We start from the raw sequence: 20,645 nt of genomic DNA, 5'->3' as shown, positions 1-20,645 counted from the left end.
TCAGTTTATGGGGGAGTTACAATTCCGCCGCAACAATTGACCCCGAATAGGGTATTAAATTTTTCTTGGAGTGCAAATGCTTAAAGTCAGTACCAAACTTTTGATCGTATCTTTTTTAGTTTCAGGTTGTGCATCAACGACCGTTGACTATGAAGAACCAACAGCAGGAGATAGAGCTAAAGTTAGGTTTGTAGCTTCAGGTCATCACGGTGGCGAAGCTTTAGTAGTTGGATTTGACAATACAGAATGTGCAAATGCAAAAAATCGAGTGTCACTTTATGCCAAGATGCATGGAAGCTTTATAAAATCCAAGAAAGTGGGCGTTCCATTGTGGGAGTATGGGGACTATGCAGCAAATGCAAAGGAATACTATTTCGAAGCCGACAAGCCAAGTAATTTTTTAATTTACAAAAAGCACTCAGGGGTAGGCACAAGCATATCTTGCGGCATATTCGTCGATATGACATTTGCAAAAAATAAAAATTATGAAATTGATTTTAATACAAATACCTGCCTAGCCTCAGTATATGAAATCACAGAGCAAAATGGTGAACACAGTCGAGTGCTTAAATCTAATGGAAATCGCCATATTTCAAGCACCCCAAACGCCTGTATTACAGAATATAACAATAGAATTGGCACAAAAATCCCACTTAATAACTAAGAGGTTGGGTCAAATCACTCAAGTTGGCCTATCTTCCCTTCAGATTGTGCCAACTTTTAATTTAATAAGTTACTTGATAAAACACTAAACAATGTTCTCTAAAACTTTCCCGTGCCTCGTGTTGCGTGCATATAGCTAAACATGCGATGCGGCACTTTCATTAGCGCCACGGTTAAACCCATAGAAAAATATCCCACGCCCCTTTCACGAATAAATAGTCACCCTTAGCTCAACTTGGAACAGTTAATGTCATAATTTATTCTCAGCAGCTAATAACACTCCAACTCAGCACTGGGTTATTAATTAACGTAACTGCTAATAAAAAAATGTAAGTGACATATCAAAAATCATCATCCTGCATAATATTCAGGCCACTGGCTGGCGTGGCGTTTCTTTAGCTTTTGCTAAAATACTCAAAGAGGAAATCCAATAAATCCGGCCTTTATTAAAGCTTATTCAAAGTTACTACTGCGCTGAATGCTCGATGCTCTACTAGCCCTATAGAGTAGGGATATAAGTATAATTTGATAGAAATTATAATATAAAGACGGGAACACAACTGTTGAAATCTGGGTATATTCTTCACCTTAACCCTGAACAACCTCAACCAAACTTGGCGAAAATAGTATTATTGGGGTGATATCAAGCAGAGCCAACACAACAACAAAATTCAAAAATTACAAAAAAGCTATAAAAAGTTCCAGCAACCTGTATTTATACAGCCTTACCAAGAAGTTTAATTATTTAATACAGAGCTTAATTATATCGAAAACATAACTCGTTACTTAAGGCAGTTTACACATAAACCGAATAACCGCACCTAAAAAACATCTATTCTTATTTAATATGAGAGTTACCCAATATTCAAGCCAAAGCCAGAAAGAGTAACCCTCCACTATTTATAGTGACTGTTTAAAAGAAATCATCACCACATAGCACTAACATTCCGCCTCGTCGACATTGCTCAATCATAGGAGGAGTAAGTGTTCTAGTTGTGTCAGTCACATTACCATCATTGTCAGTAACTCGAAGTCTCACAGTGCTTGTAGAAGTAATATCCACATGGCCACGAGTCGTACTTACACCATTGACCCACTTTTCAACTTTTTGTACCTGACCATCACGGTCGCTATAAGTGAAATCAGCAACAATTACACCGGCTTCATAGTAAGTTGTATCTGTGCGTCGATCATAATGCGATTGAACTAGATGTTCTGTTATATTGGCCTTAGGGGTGTATTGGCAAGACTCGCTATTATGTGTGTCGTAGCCTGTTTGAGGTAAAGTTGTAGTACATCTATAAGTTGACCAATTAATACCGTCAAACTCCGTCTCCTCTATTGTGTGCCACAAGGAGCTGCTTCTGCTAACATACTCCTGAAGATACTTCCCAGATGCATGACAGCTTGCCCAACCATAATAGTACTTAATCTGGCTAGTTTCTGTTTTACAGTTGATCTTATTATCGCCAGCCGCAAATGCACTAGCAGACAACACCCCCAGAGAAACAATAGCCAGTTTTGATATTGAATTCATAATAATCCTTATTATTTTTATAATTTATTTTTAACAACCTAAAATTTAGGTCGAGAAGACAATAACAAAACAAAAATAAAATTTCAAACAACTATAAACAATAAATACAACAAAGGAAACAAACCTGAAACATGCAAATAAATTTCATTACCATATTTTCCCTAGAAAACCACATCGCTTATTACCTTGCATTTACAGGAAAAAAATTACTCAAAGAGAGGGAATAACAGAAGTAGAACCGACTTATATACTATGCAGACTAAACAGTTACTATTGTACTATGTTTTCTTGTTGCCACCTTCCCACTTTGTCGAATTAAAATATAGTTCAATATATCAATTTAAAACCGTATAAGATCCGTTCTCACTTACCTTCTACCCAAATATTTTTTGCTATTGTTACAGCTTATTTTTAGTGATGAGTTTCAACCTATTAATCAAAATCGCCTATTTGCATATACCTGTTATTGAGTAGCGAGTAACATTCGCTTTCAACTAGTTGTCAGCGCATAAAACTTTTAACACCCCATACAAGTTGTTTATATCAATTGGTTTTCCCACATGAGACACAAAACCTTGCTGCAAATAACTTTGCACATCTTTGCTCATGACGTTGGCAGTCAGTGCAACGACGGGCAGCGATTGGTCAAGCGACTTAATTAAGCGCTGCGCTTCAACGCCATCCATCTCAGGCATATGTATATCCATGAGTACCAAATCAAAAGCGGTATTTTTAACCAAGTTTACGGCTTGCAAGCCGTTTTCTACCAACGTCACTGCAGCATGACAAGGCTTTAACATTGTGCGAATTAAAACCTGATTTATCTTATTGTCTTCAGCAACTAAGATTTTCATACCACTCAAATCTGGAGGCATGACGGACTCTTGTTTTTGGCTAGAATGCTCCACGTTTGAGCGCTCTAATGGTAGAATTACCGAAACCTCTGTACCTTTGTTAACCTCACTTTTTAAGCTAATTTCACCTCCCATCAGTTTTACGAGGCTAACGGTAATAGACATACCCAAGCCCGTGCCACCATACTGTCTAGAAGTGGAACTGTCTGCTTGAGAGAATCTATCAAAAATCCGTTTTTGTGCATCCTCTGACATCCCAATTCCAGAATCGATTACCACGACACGAATAGCCTCTTTGCTATTCAATTTGGTGCTGCTCACACTAACCGACACAGCGCCTTTGTGAGTAAATTTAACGGCGTTAGATACTAGGTTGAGGAGTACTTGCTTTACTCGGACTAAATCCCCAAGCCAGCCATCATGAAACTTATCATCAATGTAAAACAAAAAGTCGATGCCTTTATTGCTCGCCAGCGCATCTAAGTCGTACTTTACAGAGTCCAATATTTGCTCAAATGAGAAAGGTGCCTGCTCTAACGTGAGCTTGTTTGACTCAATTTTAGAGTAATCTAGGATATCGTTAATAATGGTTAATAAGCTTTGTGCCGAGAAAGACGCATTGTCTAAAATTGTGCTTAGTTCGTTATCGAGCTTTGCATTTTTAAACAGCTGCAAGCAACCTAAAATGGCATTCATGGGCGTTCTAATTTCATGGCTCATATTCGCCAAAAAATCACTTTTTGCCCGATTGGCTTTCTCCGCTTCTTGTTTTGCCACTGCAAGCGTTTCCAGCGCTTCTATTTTTTCTGTTAAATCGTAATTGACGCCTACCACCTTGAGCGCATTCCCCTGCTCATCGGTTATCACTTCTGCACTGGCTTTCATGGTACGGATAACACCGTCCGGGCGCACAATCCTAAATTCAGTGTCATAAATTGCAGTGCCTTGAATAGCATCTTGAAGTAAAGTTTTAGTTTCTTGCAAATCCTCCGGATGAACGCTTTTTTCCCACGCTTCATATGCCCCAGAAAACAACTCTTCTGAAACACCATAGAGGCGATACATCCATTCATCCCACACCAAATCATTTGTCTTGATGTCCCATTCCCACACACCAATACCTGCCGAGTCATTAGCCAATTGCATTCTAAATGAATTGGCATCTGATTCTTCTTTTGCCCTGTGCAATTGCTTTTCAATGTCCTTTTGCTTGGTAATATCCTGTACAACAGACCAGATATAATCTTTGCCATTTAATCCAGAAATTTTAATGCCTGATAACAAGACTGGGTAAAGGTGGCCAGCTTTATGTATATACTCTTTTTGATACGGACCATAACGACCTGTCTCAATCATATCGGTCAATTGCTGTTGCTCTTCTTCAGCATATTTTTTGGGCGTTATTTCCCAGTAATCCAACTGGTTCAACTCATCTACGCTATAACCTGTGAAATGGCTAAATTCATCATTAACATATTCAAATGCACCATCTTCAAAACGATTAATCGCAATGCCAATTGGCGCTAAATTTACAAACTTTTTAAATTTTTCTTGTTCAAATTCATAAGCTGCTTTTAACGCTTTTTGTTCTTGAATGCTTTCTAGGCTGCCAAACATGTGATCAGGTTTTTCTGATGCGCCAAACTCTGCTTTACCTTTGCCTCTAAACCACCGGTACTGATTGTCTTTACAGCGTAAACGAAATTCTAAGTCATATTTTTGGTGCTCATTTAAGTGGGCTTCCAATGCACGAAGTACTCGTATTTGATCATCTTGATGTAGCCTTTGCTTCCACGCGTCAAAACTCGCTTCGATCTCGCCATTGTCAAATCCAAGTAGCTCATAAAACTTTGCTGACCAATAAGTTTCATCTGTTTCAATATTCCACGACCAAAGGCCAACGTCTGTGCCTTCTACAGCAATATCGTAGCGATGATTGCTTTGCTCCAACTCTTGGGTTTTTATCGCAACTTCTTTTTGTATTTGTTCATTAACCTGCTTTAGTTTTGCTTCTTGTTCTACTTTTTCAGAGATATCCGTAACATAGGCAAAGAGCACACCTTCATCTCCGTATGGAATATGATGGCCTCTTATAAATACGGGAAAAATCACACCGTCTTTTGTCTGATGCTTTGACTCAAACTCGATGTGCTTTTTTTGCTTTAACTCAGCCCATAGGGTTGGCCACACGTCCTTCGGGAATAGTGGGTCCCAATCCCATACCCTCATTCCAATCAACTCACTTCTTTTATATCCAAGCTTTTCACATGCTGTATTATTCACGTACAGGATCTCTGAGTCTGGTTTCATCCAGAAAACCTCGTCAGCTGCTAATTCTGTTGATAGCTTGAGAAAATTTAATAGTTCAGATGGGCTCAACTCTTGGGGGAAAATAAGCTCTTCATCCTTGTGCGGCGCTTGATTTAAAGTGACATTTAAGTCTGATGATTTGGACATTCCAGCGTCAAAACAGTTTGATATCAATAACTAAAATGTAGACAAATCATCGTATTTTTTAAAGGGGTAATCAATGGAATCGTGTTCTCGACCTTATTTACATTAATTCGTATCTTCACAAAATCATTCATATCGGGCGCTAAAATCGCGCTTTCACCTACTTCAATTAAAAAACGCCTTTCTAAAGGCTTTGATCTCCGCAGCATAGTGGTTTCTCCATTGCTGCTCTGTTAAGTCTGAAAACTCGGTTTCTCTAAATAATTCTAGCTGAGCTTTTTTTTGCTTGAGTGCTTGATGGTAATTTTGCACCGTTTTTTGCTGCTCAATGACTTGATACTGACGCGCTACAATCGCTTCAGCCTGCTCTTTGCCAAAGTATTGCATGGCTAACTGACTTTTAAGCTCAGACAATTTACTAGGGCTCATGTTTGCACCCAGTACTTCGATAGCGATGCTATATTGCTCACTTTTATCTAATGATATTCGGCCTTGTTGGCCTAAAGTATCTAATTGTTCAATAAAATCGTTGTATTCTAATTCGTTTCCCTTATCGGTTAATTCAGCGAGCATGGCGCGCGTGTCGTAAAACGAGAATGCTTCGTGAAATACCTCTGAAGCAATATCACCCCACACTTGAACATAGATACTTTTAATCCGTTCAACCTTTTCTACCGTGCTAGTATTAAAGTCCTCGCTTTGCGTTAGCACTTTGAACTCCTGTTGCTTTGTCGGGTATTGGGCAACCAGCTGATATTTTTCAAAGCTTGTGTTGGTGTGTAAGTCTGACAATAATTCGTCACAAGTCGACTGCTTCAGACATACTTGCCAAAACGATTCAATCAAGGGTTTTATCTCTGTCAAATTAGCCATCGCTAACTTTTCAATAAGCTCTTCGATAAGACCTTCTTCACCCATTGACTCAGTGTTTGAAGGCTTGACCAGCTTTTGGCTGTTTTCACTTTTCTGCACATACAGAAGCGCTTTTTCACTAGTAACGCCACTAGCACCTGTAAAGTCAGCCTTTTGATAAGCACCCACAGAAATAACCGCCAACGCAATAAAAACCAGATAAAGAATGTTATTTTTCACAAATAAACCTCACTATGAACATAGGCTTTAAACACCAATAGTGAGCTTATTGCATAACAACAAGCTCACTCTTATTAATTGGCTGCTACTTGATCACAGCTTTTACAGGAAAATGGTCAGATAAGTCCCAATGTTCCCAAATACTTTGATGAGTACTACGTGGCACTTTTACTTCATTAGAATTACTTTCGATTGCCTTATACTCTTCACTCACAACAATATAGTCTAGGTACTCAACAGTATCTCCGGCTTTTCTAGCAAATGAATTGACGCGAGGATCAAAAGTCGAGCTTGTATAACCTAGGTACTCAGGTGCAGATGCGCCTAAATTAGCAAGCATGTTAGAGTAATCACCAGGAAACTTCAGCTTATTGACATTGAAATCCCCCCCATAAACAACAGTTTCATTTTGAGGAATATTTAAACTCGTTGCTAAATTGCGTATTTGTTTAAATTGCAACTGTCTGTGCTGACGTGCAGTGTCTGTGTCACTGGATGCAGTATGCGTTGCAAACAAGTGATAAGCCTCACCATTTTTAATTATTTCGGCATAGTTAACCCCTTTGTCTGCAAAGCAATCTGTGCTCGAACAATCTGGAAATACATACTGGGTCTGATTAACGATTGGGTAGCGGCTTACAATAATCACACCTCCATCATAAATATTAACGCCAGGTTTATCTAACATGCGAGTTTGATAAGGATATTCAGTAGAAATTTGCTGTAAAAAAGTTTCTCTCTGAGCGTGAAAAACTTCCTGCAGAAGCAGCGCATCATAGCCTTTCAAATAGTCGGGTAGTAACGCCATACGGTCTGAAATATGCGAGGCAATAACTGGCAGCGCCCAGATATTGTAACTCATTACTTTAAGCTGTTCAGGGCTTGGCTCCGGTAATTCATCTTGCTGTTTTGGTGTTATTGTATAGTAGAAGTCGTCATATCTAGCTGTTGATTTAGCTTTAAATGCCACTTCAACAGATTGGTCCGACAAATCTATATTTGACTGGTAGCGGTGTATATTTCTATCACTAAAGTGGCCAGAATTAAAATCCTCGCCATAAGCACTGTGCGTAATGGTTGAACCATACCATGTGCCCTTCATATTTTGCTGCAAGTTAACAATATCCCCAGATTGCGTAGTCACCTTAGTTTTAAATTGATAATTATGCCCAGACTTAGCACCATAATATCGATTGAAGCTTAAAACCATTTTAGTTTCATAGGGATTTAATTGAGTAACGTGCTGAGACCACTCATCTCCATATTTCATAGTATCCGAGCCTGTATGCTCTACAGAGATATTTAAAACTTGATCGCTATTATTAGTTAAATAGATATCGCTATCGGCAAGTGCAGAGGTAGAAATCATGACAGCTGCAAAGCTTAGTAACTGAAGTTTCATAACTTTTCTTATTGATGATTAATGTTGCTGGAATTATTCGCAAGAAATGTTTCTTTATGATGTCTTTTCTATGAATTAGTCTAGACCAGATTTTTGAATGGACTTTGTTATATTTATTCCATAATACCCCATGGAGAAGGAGCTATACCTAATGACTCACTCTCAGTTTACTAAATATTTTTAAGCCATTTCCGCTTGACTATGTTACAAATATAACTGCTCATAATTTATACCATTATATATTGGGAGAAATCGCAATGACCCCGAATAAAGTCATGCTCATATTAAAAGCACATGCGCTCGAAGTAGGAAAGACTAATAGTTCAAATACCTTACCAAAAACGGCACAACAAGCATTGGACTTTCGAGTTGATGACTGGATAGTTAATGCGGCGACTGTTTTAGCACAAGATATCTCTAAAATGGATGCGGGGATTAAATGTGCGTTGCAGTGTATTGATAAAAATCCACAATTGGCAAAAGAGTACTTGTTAGAGGCGATAGCACATGAAACCAAACTTGAACCAGTTGAAGTTAAAAGAGACAGCCAAGGTTGTTGGACTCACCCAGACTTGCCATTTTTAGAAACCTTGTCGTTTGATAAAATTAATGGCTGGCTACACCATCTTAATCTAAAACTTGCTTACCAAAGTATGAAAAAAGGCACGCATGATTACAACCAGTTCGTTGTTGAACAAAATAGAAACATCTCCCTTTGGGAGCCTACGTGTAACGTTGAGGGTGCATTTCTAATTCTAATAGACAATAGCTCAGACGAACCAATTGCATTTTTCGCAGTACCGTTAAGCTGAGCCATTTATTTAAAAGCGCCATACAAATTAAAACTTGTAGCCAATATTGAATATTATATGTGCTTTTTCCTCTTCCTCAGCAACGTCAGAGCTGAACCAGATTGAGTGCTCTTCTGTCTTGAAATAGCCAACACCAGTACCGATTTCCCAACCTGAATTATGAAACCCTTTAAAATGATAATTGTACGTCATGGCAATGTAATCTTTGTCACCGCCGAAAATACCGTACATCGTGCCACCATTAACTCCAAGCGAATGGTGTCCATCGTTTGACATTTGAAACTGAGCACCAGCAGATACCCCAAACAATCCCAAAGCGGCAAAATAACGGCTTTTTTCAAATTTAAGCCCCCCTTGGATGCCAATGAAACCTCCATATTGCGTTCCGCCACCAGTAGAAAACTCAAAATCAGCTGATTGAGATGAAAACGATGCAAATGCAATGATTAAGGGTAATATGGCTTTGTGCATTCAGAAGCTCCTTGTTAATGCAAAATGTAAAACTGTGATCATTATAAAAATCGGGACAAACTTTACATCCCCTTTGTTTTAAATGCAATTTTTATATATTTGACATGCACTTACCTTTAGCTATTGGCTTTGGCCTAAGTGAATATGAAGATGTCATTAGAACATTGAAGCAAAGTTACATCGTAGACTTAGAAAAGAATGCCATTTAGGCCTCTGGCACAATTCTAACTGCGCTTATTAGCATCAGTTTTGAGGTATTGTGGTTTCATCCAATATTTTAAACTTTACATAGGAAAGCCCGCTCCAAAGACGTGGTTATATCTGCACAATTTGTTACGTCTCTTAGCTTTACAATTATTTATTTTGGGTACATTGTTATATTATAACAATTACAGAAATGGCGAATTACCATGAATAGACGGAAACTTTTAATCGGCGCAGGGTATGGGCTTGGTATGCTTGGGCTGTCATCTTGCTCTTCTATCCCTATAACAAACTCAAATAAACGCGGTAGATACCATCATTACACACCTTTAAAGTCCTCAATGCAAAGAGTAATACACTCCGTTGTTGGACTACGCCCATTCAGACCAGATGGATACCGATTGGAGTCACAAAAAATTGCCAATAAAACGCTCGTACACAATTACGGACATGGCGGCGGTGGCATCACACTTTCTTGGGGAACATCAATAATTGCCGCTCAATTGGCCAGTAAACCTCTAGCAAAAGACATTGCCATTATTGGCTCTGGCGTAATGGGTTTAACAACAGCTCTAATACTTTCACGCGAAGGGTTTAACGTCACCATCTATGCTGAAGACTTTCCTCCAAATACTACTTCAAACATTGCAGCAGCACTTTGGTTACCCAGTAGTTATTTTGACAGAAGCATAGTCAAGCCAGAATTTTTAGAGAAAGACAGGCAGATTATTCGGGGGTCATTTTCTCGCTTTCTAAGTTTCGTTAATGTTCCTCGTTATGGGGTTTATTGGAATAACTACCATCTCCTGCTTCCAAAAGTGAGAGACTCAATCAGAGCGCTACCTGGTGGTAATGATTTATATCCAAATTTAGCAACTAGCACCAAAGACAATTTATTTGGCTACCCATATCAGAGTTATATGAAAGCTTTGATCATCGATCCAATGTTGTATCTACCAGCCATTTTACAAGATGCACAAATGGCAGGCGTGAAACTCAAACAAACCAAATTTGACAACCAAGACCAAGTGCTCGCCCTCACAGAAAATGTCATCGTAAACTGCTCTGGGCTAGGAGCAAGTAAGCTATTTGGCGATGAAAGCATGTACCCTATTCAAGGCCAACTAACGCACTTATTACCTCAACCTAAAATCAATTATTCCTATGTTGTGCCAACACCTGAGGGCTACTTGTATATGTTTCCAAGAAAGGGATCAATTGTGATTGGCGGCACGGCAGTAAAACGGGCCTATAGCACTCAACCAGATCAACAACTAACAGAAAGTATGGTAAGAGGCCATGCTGACTTAGCACGTAAGTTGACAAGCTAAGCCTCTATATCGGCTGCAAATTTAAGGGCCTTTGAATCTCAGATTATTAGGCTCCTAAATTTGCAATAAGTTACAGATTAAACATCGCTTTTTCACCAGCTCCGATAACTTGCTGCTTTGGCCTAACTAAACTGACATAAATACGCCCCAAAGACTTAGGCAAAGACAGGGCAACTGAATTAATTTGTGAGTTTGGTGCAATACACCCTAACCTAAAATAACTGCGAGTATGATGCGCCTTTTGCAACTCACTTAGGTTACTTGGGAATTGATTGACAGAACATTTAAGCTTATGGCCATTCACAGCCACACCCGTGCGCTGCACGATCATCTCCTTAAGTTGCTTTGCTTTATGCTTATCAGTTTGGTTCGCAAGAAGTACTAGCTCTGTATCTCCAAGCAACCAAGCTTCATGGCTATGAAGCGTAGACAGCCAATGAGCAAAATTAGCGTTTACTAAGATGTCCAATTGGCCACTTCTTACCGTAATAGTTGCTGTTGTTTCTTTTAGAGCATGGCCGTGGGCCATTGTACAGACACATACAAGCCAAATCGCTAAACAGTTATAAACTACTTTCTTAATATCAATCATCTACAGTATGTTCCCGTTTGAATTGCTCCATTATTTGAAATAGCTTTCATTTCAAACTCATAGCAATTCGCTTTCTCTGTACTTGGTGTATAGGTTACGTAATAGTTCTCTCCTTGATAGTCATAACTCATGGTTCTTTTACCATCACTGCTTACGGTGTGCGTTAAATTTTGTACATCACCTGCAGGTGGGCGAAGATCTCCGCGGTCAGCTCCACCAGTTAGAGGCGCTACGCGCGGCAAAACATTTGTGTCGACTTCTCCGACCAAGCATTGAAACACATAAGGTGGCGTAGTCGATAGGTGATATCTATAACCATATGTCTCATCAGGATAGCCATTACATAACTCTAGGTCTCCTTCGACAATGGCACTGCCATCCGGGTGGTTAAACCCATAGAGAGGATAACCGTCGTAGCCCCAACCAATAATTGATTCGTCAGTTAAGTTTTCCATTGATGCCATCATACAGGTGGGAGCAGCATGATAGTGGTAGTCATCTCCTCGTCCAGCGTGTCCACCGCAGTTATCTAATTGGCCTAATTTCACCGTGTCTATGCTTGGGTCATAGTTAAATAAATCCAGCTCTCCCGCAGCTGAATAATCGTAGATGGGCACCCCATTCACTGCGACTCCAAGCGCAGCATCAATGGTTGTAGGATTGGCTGCGGTATGCGGTTCCAACTTTATCGGTGCTGCGTAGCCAACAGCGGGCACAGGGATCTGTTCGTTGGTTGCGGTGATCCCATTCATTAGATCATGATCTGGGTAAGTATCTGAAGTAACGTAGGCATAGTTTGCATCACAAGTCACCGTAACGTCACTTTCAGGAGACAATGCAACAGACTGGGTAATACGTTCACAACGTGTAATTTCCACTTGAGCGTCATCGCTCACGGTATACTCAAACACCAAAGATACGTTTAGCTCACCATCGCTGAAGTTTATTTGTTGTTGGTAATTACCATTGGCTAAGTTCGATATATCAATACTCTGCGGATTGAGCTGTATGTTGTCACCGTTAGGATCCGAACAAGTTAAATAGCTCTCGATTACGAGTGCGCCACTCTTCGCTGTCACGGTAGGAGCCGTTGATTGGCTACATTGTGGCAACTGGTTAGTAATTTGATATGGCAATTGCACAGTTGTTTGTCCGCCACGACCGTCAGAAACCGAAACATCAATAGAATACTCGCCAGTTATCACACCATTGCTAGAAATCGTTGAAGGCGTAAATGATAAGGTATCACCATCAGCATCCATACATTGCAGTGCACTACTGATAGCAATATCACCACTGCCTCTTGGTGTAACAAATGTCGTTGCTGAACATATCGGGGATGTATTTTGTGTATTGGGCTGGTTAGAGTTTGAGTCTGCTCCACTCCCTCCTCCACACCCAACTAAGTATGCACATAAGAAAGACACCGCGCCTATTTTTATTTTAGCCATAGCTTGCTCTTGTAAATTGAGGGCCTTACCAAAAGATAAGATATTTTATTCAGGCTACACAATGCGGTGAAAAAAAACTATTGTGAAATGTGCAAAAAACAAGGAAATTACGAATGGCCTTCAGTGTGGTAATGGCCACACCTAATAGCGCAGTTAACGCTTTATGATAGGTGCCTTGTCCAATCGAATCAGGGCTAGATACTACACTTCCAGCCCTCAAAAATTGACCCTAACTACTTAAGTGTAAATTTCGAGTCTAACGTGGTTTACAGCTCAGCTTCTAGTATCGCTAGTGCCTTTTCTTCGGCTTCGTCTACATTGCCATCAGCTTCAATTACTTTAACAACGAGTTCTTTGGCAAAACGTCTCATAGGCTCATCAACGATGTGGTGGATCCGATGTCGTATAAATGATTCAATGTCATTTTGTTGAACTGCAAGAATAGACTTACCTAGGCTGTCTTCTAGGTAATCTTCAATGGCAATACTAGAGTTCCACTGCAGCCCTTTCGCCCAGTCATAAACGACTTGCTTCTCACTTTCGTCAATTTCACCATCTACACCAATAAATAGTAAGGCAATGTCTAGCAAAGACTCTTTTTGTAGTTGGTCAACACAAATCCCAGTGTCAAAATGACTTAACAGTTGCTCAAATTTCATTTTTTCTCCTTACAGCTCATCTGAATATCAGTGGCAGCAATCATTCATATTTTTAATTGCTCTGACTAACATAATCTACATTATTACGTTTGTCATAGCGAAAACGCGCAATTTAGATGATTAACAATTTTATCGCGATGAAGTTGCTCTTTTAGATGTAAGCCATCATAAATAGATGCAACACACTACAACGGGCAAATATCTGACACTATGATATGTGCCCGTTTAGAGGAAGGTGGTAAGGACTCGTGTCAAGGTGATAGCGGCGGACCGTTGATTGTACAAAGAAACTTACCATACACTGAGGGTTTAGTTGTTAGACTCCCAAAGTTATTTACTGGGTTACGCTAAATTTAAGCACCCATGTTGTGAAACATGGTAGTTGTACAAAGTACATAGCACGTAACTGATTGCACTCCTTTTCCTCTAACTAGCATTTGTACAATGCATTTCTCATTTTGATCCTGCGTTGCATATTGCAATCCCAATCATGAGAAAAATAAAAACTAATTAATTTTCAATGAGTTAAAATTGGCCTTCCACTTGCAATGTCAACTCCAGTTAAATAAAACGTTGGAGAGTCATATGAAAAAGTTACTAGTAGGAGCCTGTGTATTTTCCGCAGGATTATCAGCCGCCCCATTCGATACATGCCCTTCTAAAGCATTTTTAGTGCAAGGCAACACCGCAACTATGTACGGTGTAAATTTGGTGTCGGGCGCATACAGTACATTCGCGGAAAGTGTCGGCACAAATAATAAACTCAATGGCATCGGATTTAGCGTGCACGACCGCTATATCTACGGTTGGGACTACAGCAACAAAGACATTGGGCGTGTTGGCAAAGATTATGTTCTTGAGCCGATTATGACGTCAGGGTTTCCAGACACAAACTTTTACGTTGGTGATGTTGCGATACACGAAAATGCATTTTATGTGTACAAAAAAGGTAGCAGCCTCGGTTTATACAGAGTATCTCTAGACGAGAACAGTAGCGATTATTTACAAGCCACGCGCGTTATTGATGGTGGCTCTTTAAACCTGAATATATTTGACATGGCTTTTGCGCCTGACGAAAACGCCAGCTTAGCTTATAGCGTCGATAGCAATGGTAATCTACACAGGATAGATGTTTCCAATGGTACGAGCACTAACCTAGGAAATGTCGGCCAGTCTGGAACATTTGGCGCTGTCTATTTTGATGTAGAGAACAACTTCTACATCAGCAGAAATCAGGATGGGCATGTCTACAAAATTGACATAAACGACCCAACCAATACACAACTATTTGCATATGGCCCTTTGTCTAACACCAATGATGGGGCACGTTGTGCAACCGCTCCAATCATTGATGACACCGAAGATCCAACCATAGATTATGGCGACGCGCCAGACAGCTACGGTACATCGCTAGATGCCAATGGTGCACGCCATAATGTTGGAGACCTATTTTTTGGTCAAAGCGTGAGTGCTGAGTATTTGCCAAAAGCTAATGACGATGATAATGGGGTCAGTTTCTTAACTAATCTAGAGACTGGATATGACAGCTTGGTGTCATTCACACTTTCTAAATCTGGCTTTGTGAATGCGTGGATTGATTGGAATGGAGATGGACAATTCCAAGATTCAGAGCGTGTTATTAGCCAATATCAAGGCAGTGCTGGTGAAAACCGAGTACTTATACCTGTTCCAGTTGATGCGATTGAAGGCAGCACTTGGGCGAGGTTCCGCGTTTCAAACAATAGCGATATTGCACCTCAAGGTGGTATTGATAATGGCGAAGTTGAGGATTTAAGTGTCTCAGTTGTCGCCAGTAGCATGATCCAGAATTCAACCTCATGGAAAACAGCAGCATTTGAAGACTTGTGGCCACAAAAAGGCGACTACGACTTCAACGATGTCGTTGTCAGGTACCGCGTAATAACAAGCCAGATCGGCAACCAAGTGGTCCGTTATAAAATCGAAGGCGCGCTTGTTGCTGTAGGCGCAGGTTATCATAACGCCTTTGCTATTCGCCTCAAAGATATCGCTCGCCAGCATGTTGACGAGGCTCAGATTGAACTCAACATCGACGGCACCACCCAAACTGAAAGTCCGCTAGAAGCAAATCGCAACGAAGCCATCGTGGTAATATTTGCCGATACAAGAAGTATGGTTCCTGTCCAGCCAGGCTGTAAGTTCTTCAGAACCGAAACAGGCTGTACCGACATTCAAAGAGCACCATATCCATTTGATATCACCATTCCACTGTCAACCAGTTACAGTGCCAGTGTTGCAACAAACAGTAAAGTAGACCCATTCATCTTTGCTGTAGATGGTCATTATCACGGTACAGTTGTAGACCAGAACAATGGTCGTGGATGGGAAGTACACCTGAAAAACCACGAACCAACCGAAGCATTTGATAGCAGTTATTTAGACCAAGCCGATGATACCTCATCAACCAATGGATACTACCAAACATCGACTGGGTTGCCTTGGGCACTGATCATTAACTCCGACTGGGATCACCCAATCGAAAGAGTCGATATGTCAGTTGCATACCCACAGTTTGCTGAGTTTGCCCAGTCTGCAGGCGTGCAATACTCAACTTGGTTTGAAAACCCAGTAGCAAACTACCAGTACACAATCAGCAACTCAGCACAAAACTAGGAGACTATCATGAACAAGGTTATCGCAATTATAATCACTCTTTTATTAACAGCTTGTGGCGGAGGCTCTGGCGGGTCCGATGGGCAGAGCCAAACACCAAGTAGTACGACAAATACGACTACCACAACAACTCAAAGCACTACAAATACAGATACGCAAGCTCAAACAACAACTGAAGAGCAAGCCGCAGAAGAGCAAATCACTGAAGAGACAAACAGCGAAGAAGGTATGGAAGCCGTTGTAGTTGATGAAAGCTTTGACTTTCAAACAGATGTGCCTGTTTCTGTATCCATTGGCCCTGATGTGGTAAGCAGCCGTGCATTTATCAATATTTGCCAGCAAGACGCTACGCTCACTAATGAAGATACTTGCTTCTTAAGAGCGCCCATTGATAGTAACGGTTTAACGGTACAAATCCTGTTACCCCACTCTGAACAAAAACTGAAAGCCGAGATTTGGTATTACAGCACGAGTATCGAGCCGCTTGTTTATAACTGGGAATTTGACGCTACTGTGCAGCAGCAAGAGTGGAAAATAAACTAATGCGTAAATAATTAAGAGTTTCGTGTTGACTCACGATAGTCCAACGTAAAGCATATCCCAGTATTGAGATATGCTTTTTTTAAATAAATTAAAAACAATTATTTAATATTTTTTAATAGCAATTTATTGGGAATTCACTGAAAAAATAGAAAAGTAAAAAATACCTTGATGATATAAATAATTTAATTAAAATCCTGCGCTCTTATTTATATTAAGACACAAAGCCCGTGACCTAATATAATCTTTACAGCTCTACATTCACACATAAATAATTTTCAAATATATTTAAAATACTCAAAGGAAAGGTATGAAAAAACTAGCTCTTACGATTAGCACTCTTATAGCAGCTAACTTAGCCGTCGCTCAAGAACAACCCATTGCTGGTGAATATGTACTTACTTCAGATTCTCACTTAAATGGTATTATAGAATCGGGTTCAGTAAAAGAAATCACAATTATAGGCGACAAAGCTCACTTTTACTCAGAGACAGTTAATCAATTTATCTCTGGTTCTACAGAGCAAAATGGTAATGTTATTGACTTTAAACTGTCGGATAAAACGCCTTCAAATACTCAATACTTCCTTGGTCAGGTTGACGTACAAGGAAACTATAGCGGCACTTGGTTTGCAGCAAATGGAGAAAAAGGCGATTGGACACTAAGTCCTGTTCAACCCAATACAGCAACAAGCTGTAATGACATTCTATCTGCAGGCTTAAGCCAAGGTGACGGTGTATACGATTTGTATGACGCATCGGGTGAAGTAGTTAGTATGTATTGTGATATGACCACCGACGGTGGCGGCTGGACATTAGTAGGTAGCTACCCTAAAAATGAGCCTGGTGGTAAGAGCTCGATTAATCAGTATGGTGATATCCCTGAAACTGACCCGAATAACGTTACTAAACTTTGGCTATTCAAAGGCGATCTAAGCGTATTCTCCGATGTGAGAGAGCAAGTCAGTTGTGCCAGCGCAAATTGTGGTGGTGGATTTAACGTCTATGGCGTAAATTTCACTACCGCAGAATTAGAGCTAGTGAGATATACGTGGGGTTACAATGAACGTGTTGAATTTATGCCACAACGCGTTGATAAACCAGCTTGTATGAAGAGTCTAGAACCGGGAGCAGAAGTCATTCCTGGCTGCGTATCACCACAATATTTATCAATGGTCAATACGCACACTTTAGTGGGATGGCAAAATGATGTTCACGCAGGTTATTGCTGGGTAGCTCGAGGTACATACAAGCCTGGAAGTGTAGGTTCAGCTCAATGCGTATCAGGCCGAGAGCCAAATGGCACTCAGTGGGCACTACTTTGGATGCGCTAGTCCAAAAGTAATTTATGATTGGGACCCAGACGGTCCCTTTTTTGGCTCTAGATGAGCCCCCTCCTCTTTCTTCAATACAATTTGAACACCCGCTCGGCTCCAAATCTGAAAAAGGAGAATAGTTTTAATGCCAAATTAATAAGTCACATTCATCAGACTGAAAACCACACACTACCCACATTTGTCCCTAAAATACGGGCTCGCCAGACGTTACCAAATAATAACCCTCAGAATATCATTCTATTAAAAGCTCAACCTTAAAAGCACCACAAAATAAATAAAATATTTGATAACAGATATAATTAGGGATTTAATATTTAAAGCGAAAGTTTAGTGTGATAAGTTAAACGCTCAGCAATTGAGCTGACATTCATAAAGGAGATATAGGATGAAAAGCATTAAACTTACTAAAAAGAGTCTAAAAAAGTTGTCACGAGAACACAAAGTATTAGCAGACGAATTTACGCCAGCAGTCGCTGGTGGATTGTCTGCTGCGTTATGTTTAACCTACTCGTATGACAGCTGTTGTACTATCCCTAAAAACAAGCCTCAATAAATACCTGTCAAAGTAAGTCTATTGGGAAGTGAAGTGGCATGCTCTATGCCACTTCTTTGGCTAGAATATTCCAGCTATTTAGAAGTTAGGCCACAGCGAATTTTATCCAGCTTCCTTTGGGTAAAATCATAAGCTTGCTGAGCAATTTGATAAGCATTTGGATACTGGTTAGGCTCATCTACTTCTGGAATCCAATATTTACGCCTGCTCAATCTGAGTCCTTGATCAAATGCGCCAACAGCGTTAAAAATCTCTACAGCAATGGGGCCAGTATACCTTGACAGGATCGGCGTAAATACCCCCTCCCACGGTAACCAGCAATTTACCAGATCCCCCCTATCGGGTGGAGAGGCTTGCGCATAATGCAACCTCCCTTGATCTGCTAGATAGTCAATTTGAGCTTTATATACCTCAGGACCATCTCCGTCTAGCGTCTCTTGGGCACTATCTATCACGGCACCTACTGTTGGGTCATCTATCCCATCCAAAAATGAGATCAACTGCGCCAATTTATTTGGCCCCGGCGTTTCCCAATGACTGATAGGCTCAATAGCCAATTTCACCCCTTTAGCAGCTGCATATTGCCCTAAAGTCACAAAGCTCTGTTGGGCTGTTTTATACCTAGCTTGAAGCTCGTCCTGCAATCCATCACTCCAAACTTGCTCTCCATTTGGTGCACTGACAACAAAGCCCCCATAAGGGATCACCAAGGGGCCCATCATAATTTCCCCACCAAGGGCCGATGTAATATCTATGCGAGACTTCAAATATTCAATCCCTGCCGCACGAATACTTGCACACGATGAGCTCGGATCGCAGTCAACAGTAGCACCCACATTTGTTGCGACCTTTATATGCGAAAACCCCTCGTCATTCATGCGTTTGCGAAACGCACAATAAGCATCTAGTTCCTGCTGGTAAGTCAAAAAAGCATATGCTGTTGTGTCTTCCCTACCGGGATGAAATTCAAAACCAGTGTAACCCATTTCCACTAAGCGACGAATATGCACCATTGCTTGATCTAAAAATACAGGATCTTCAATAGAAAAATTTGACCCAAACATAAAAAAGCTGAAGTACATGTCTGTATTATGTTGCATAAAAACAACTCCTTTCGACTTTTACAGGCCAGTTACCTCTTGCAAATACTTACGCGCCATTTGGGCATATAACAAAGGATTGGCGTTAGCTGGATTTTGTTCTGCTTCAACGATTAACCACCCTGCAAAGCTCTTGTCTGCAAGTGCTTGTAAGATTTCTTTAAAGTCAAGGCAACCAGCGGGGTCGCCCGGCACAGTAAATACTCCTCGTAAAATTGCTTCTTTGAATGACAAATCATTAGCTAGGCTGTAATCCATCACATCTTTGCGGATATTTTTTAAATGTACATGTTTAATACGCTCACCGTACAAATTAATAAACTCTAAATTATCTCCACCAGCAAAAAACAAATGGCCGGTATCTAAGCAAAAGTTTACGCAGTTTGGGTCGGTCAGTTCTGCAAGTTTTGCGATGGCATCCATCGTCATGACGCCAGTACCCATATGATGGTGATAGCACATGGTGATACCATGACAATTTGCTTTGTGGCCAAGCTCGTTTAGTCCATCTGCGAGTCTTCGCCACTGCTCATCACTAAATTTAGGAGCATTTGGGACAAGCGCTATCGGTTGTTGGTGTGAGGAGCCTCCAAGTTCCGCAAGTACCAAATCACCACTTTGCATCTGTTTTAAAAAGTTAATTTCTTTTTCAAAACTTTCAAATGTTTGCTCATGCATATCATTGATTGTAAAGTAAGTGCTTACCCACGGCTCGGATATCTTTAGGTCTCTAAGTTCTAACGCACGTTTAAGTTCTTGGAGGTCGCTCGGATATTTATGCCCTCGGCTACACCCTTCAAACCCTGCCAGTGCCATTTCACTGACGATTTGTTCAAATGGAATTCCCGTGTCTATATCTAAAAAGTCATCATTGACCCAGCCAGTTGGTGTTATGCCAAATTTAACTGTGTTCGCTGGAAACATGGTTGTTCTGCTCATCTT

At 40.5% G+C, this 20,645-nt stretch carries 18 protein-coding genes; 8 read left to right on the top strand and 10 right to left on the bottom strand.

Annotated elements, in window-relative coordinates; translation table 11 throughout:
• The first annotated feature begins 76 nt into the window (after nt 1-76).
• Complete coding sequence (locus N475_RS03455) at nt 77-664, top strand: hypothetical protein (protein WP_063358440.1); 588 nt, start codon at nt 77-79, stop codon at nt 662-664.
• Nucleotides 665-1,576: 912 nt separating this feature from the next.
• Here N475_RS03455 and N475_RS03450 read toward each other — a convergent pair.
• The 4 genes from N475_RS03450 to N475_RS03435 all read right to left on the bottom strand — a co-directional run bounded on the left by N475_RS03450 (nt 1,577) and on the right by N475_RS03435 (nt 8,002).
• Nucleotides 1,577-2,200 carry a hypothetical protein gene (locus N475_RS03450; protein WP_063358439.1) on the bottom strand — a complete coding sequence of 208 codons (624 nt, stop codon included), beginning with the start codon at nt 2,198-2,200 and terminating at the stop codon, nt 1,577-1,579.
• 494 nt (nt 2,201-2,694) lie between these two features.
• Nucleotides 2,695-5,511: a PAS domain-containing hybrid sensor histidine kinase/response regulator gene (locus N475_RS03445; RefSeq protein ID WP_063358438.1), complete on the bottom strand. Its 2,817-nt coding sequence runs from the start codon at nt 5,509-5,511 to the stop codon at nt 2,695-2,697.
• 162 nt (nt 5,512-5,673) lie between these two features.
• Nucleotides 5,674-6,600, bottom strand: a complete 927-nt coding sequence (locus N475_RS03440; protein ID WP_063364696.1) for a hypothetical protein — start codon at nt 6,598-6,600, stop codon at nt 5,674-5,676.
• A gap of 85 nt (nt 6,601-6,685) precedes the next feature.
• Entirely contained in the window at nt 6,686-8,002 is a 1,317-nt protein-coding gene (locus N475_RS03435) for a sphingomyelin phosphodiesterase (protein ID WP_063364695.1), read from the bottom strand.
• A 257-nt stretch (nt 8,003-8,259) separates the two neighbouring features.
• On the opposite strand from N475_RS03435, the gene N475_RS03430 reads away from it, so the two are divergent.
• Entirely contained in the window at nt 8,260-8,814 is a 555-nt protein-coding gene (locus tag N475_RS03430; RefSeq protein WP_063358435.1) for a hypothetical protein, read from the top strand.
• A gap of 27 nt (nt 8,815-8,841) precedes the next feature.
• On the opposite strand, the gene N475_RS03425 is transcribed toward N475_RS03430, so the two are convergent.
• A complete protein-coding gene (locus N475_RS03425) occupies nt 8,842-9,285 on the bottom strand; it encodes a hypothetical protein (protein WP_063358434.1) in 444 nt (147 codons plus the stop codon).
• Between the two features lie 410 nt (nt 9,286-9,695).
• On the opposite strand from N475_RS03425, the gene N475_RS03420 reads away from it, so the two are divergent.
• Nucleotides 9,696-10,820 (top strand): FAD-dependent oxidoreductase, encoded by a 1,125-nt coding sequence (locus N475_RS03420; protein ID WP_063358433.1) that lies wholly within the window; start codon nt 9,696-9,698, stop codon nt 10,818-10,820.
• Nucleotides 10,821-10,890: 70 nt separating this feature from the next.
• Here the strand turns inward: N475_RS03420 and N475_RS03415 are convergent, their stop codons facing one another.
• The 3 genes from N475_RS03415 to N475_RS03405 form a co-directional block, all read right to left on the bottom strand.
• On the bottom strand, nt 10,891-11,412 hold the full coding sequence (locus N475_RS03415; protein WP_063358432.1) for a Rossmann-fold NAD(P)-binding domain-containing protein: 522 nt from the start codon (nt 11,410-11,412) through the stop codon (nt 10,891-10,893).
• Nucleotides 11,409-12,863: a YHYH protein gene (locus N475_RS03410; protein ID WP_063358431.1), complete on the bottom strand. Its 1,455-nt coding sequence runs from the start codon at nt 12,861-12,863 to the stop codon at nt 11,409-11,411. The genes N475_RS03415 and N475_RS03410 overlap by 4 nt, the downstream gene beginning before the upstream one ends.
• A 266-nt stretch (nt 12,864-13,129) precedes the next feature.
• Nucleotides 13,130-13,522 carry a tellurite resistance TerB family protein gene (locus tag N475_RS03405; protein ID WP_063358430.1) on the bottom strand — a complete coding sequence of 131 codons (393 nt, stop codon included), beginning with the start codon at nt 13,520-13,522 and terminating at the stop codon, nt 13,130-13,132.
• Nucleotides 13,523-13,693: 171 nt separating this feature from the next.
• Here N475_RS03405 and N475_RS25045 point away from each other — a divergent pair, with 171 nt between their 5' ends.
• The 5 genes from N475_RS25045 (at nt 13,694) to N475_RS25335 (ending at nt 18,603) form a co-directional block, all read left to right on the top strand.
• Nucleotides 13,694-13,873 carry a trypsin-like serine protease gene (locus tag N475_RS25045; RefSeq protein WP_264373377.1) on the top strand — a complete coding sequence of 60 codons (180 nt, stop codon included), beginning with the start codon at nt 13,694-13,696 and terminating at the stop codon, nt 13,871-13,873.
• A 234-nt stretch (nt 13,874-14,107) separates the two neighbouring features.
• Entirely contained in the window at nt 14,108-16,174 is a 2,067-nt protein-coding gene (locus tag N475_RS03400) for an LruC domain-containing protein (protein ID WP_063358429.1), read from the top strand.
• Between the two features lie 9 nt (nt 16,175-16,183).
• Complete coding sequence (locus tag N475_RS03395) at nt 16,184-16,717, top strand: hypothetical protein (protein WP_063358428.1); 534 nt, start codon at nt 16,184-16,186, stop codon at nt 16,715-16,717.
• Nucleotides 16,718-17,024: 307 nt separating this feature from the next.
• Nucleotides 17,025-18,047 (top strand): fibrinogen-like YCDxxxxGGGW domain-containing protein, encoded by a 1,023-nt coding sequence (locus tag N475_RS03390; protein ID WP_063364694.1) that lies wholly within the window; start codon nt 17,025-17,027, stop codon nt 18,045-18,047.
• Nucleotides 18,048-18,435: 388 nt separating this feature from the next.
• On the top strand, nt 18,436-18,603 hold the full coding sequence (locus tag N475_RS25335; RefSeq protein WP_155732536.1) for a hypothetical protein: 168 nt from the start codon (nt 18,436-18,438) through the stop codon (nt 18,601-18,603).
• A 74-nt stretch (nt 18,604-18,677) separates the two neighbouring features.
• On the opposite strand, the gene N475_RS03385 is transcribed toward N475_RS25335, so the two are convergent.
• Entirely contained in the window at nt 18,678-19,703 is a 1,026-nt protein-coding gene (locus tag N475_RS03385) for a sugar phosphate isomerase/epimerase family protein (protein ID WP_063358426.1), read from the bottom strand.
• Between the two features lie 21 nt (nt 19,704-19,724).
• Complete coding sequence (gene iolE, locus N475_RS03380; protein WP_063358425.1) at nt 19,725-20,642, bottom strand: myo-inosose-2 dehydratase; 918 nt, start codon at nt 20,640-20,642, stop codon at nt 19,725-19,727.
• Between the last annotated feature and the right edge of the window lie 3 nt (nt 20,643-20,645).

The organism is Pseudoalteromonas luteoviolacea DSM 6061, from assembly GCF_001625655.1.
GTDB lineage: Bacteria > Pseudomonadota > Gammaproteobacteria > Enterobacterales > Alteromonadaceae > Pseudoalteromonas > Pseudoalteromonas luteoviolacea.
The sequence above is the reverse complement of the archived record's forward strand: the minus strand, read 5'-3'. Positions and strand labels throughout refer to the sequence as shown.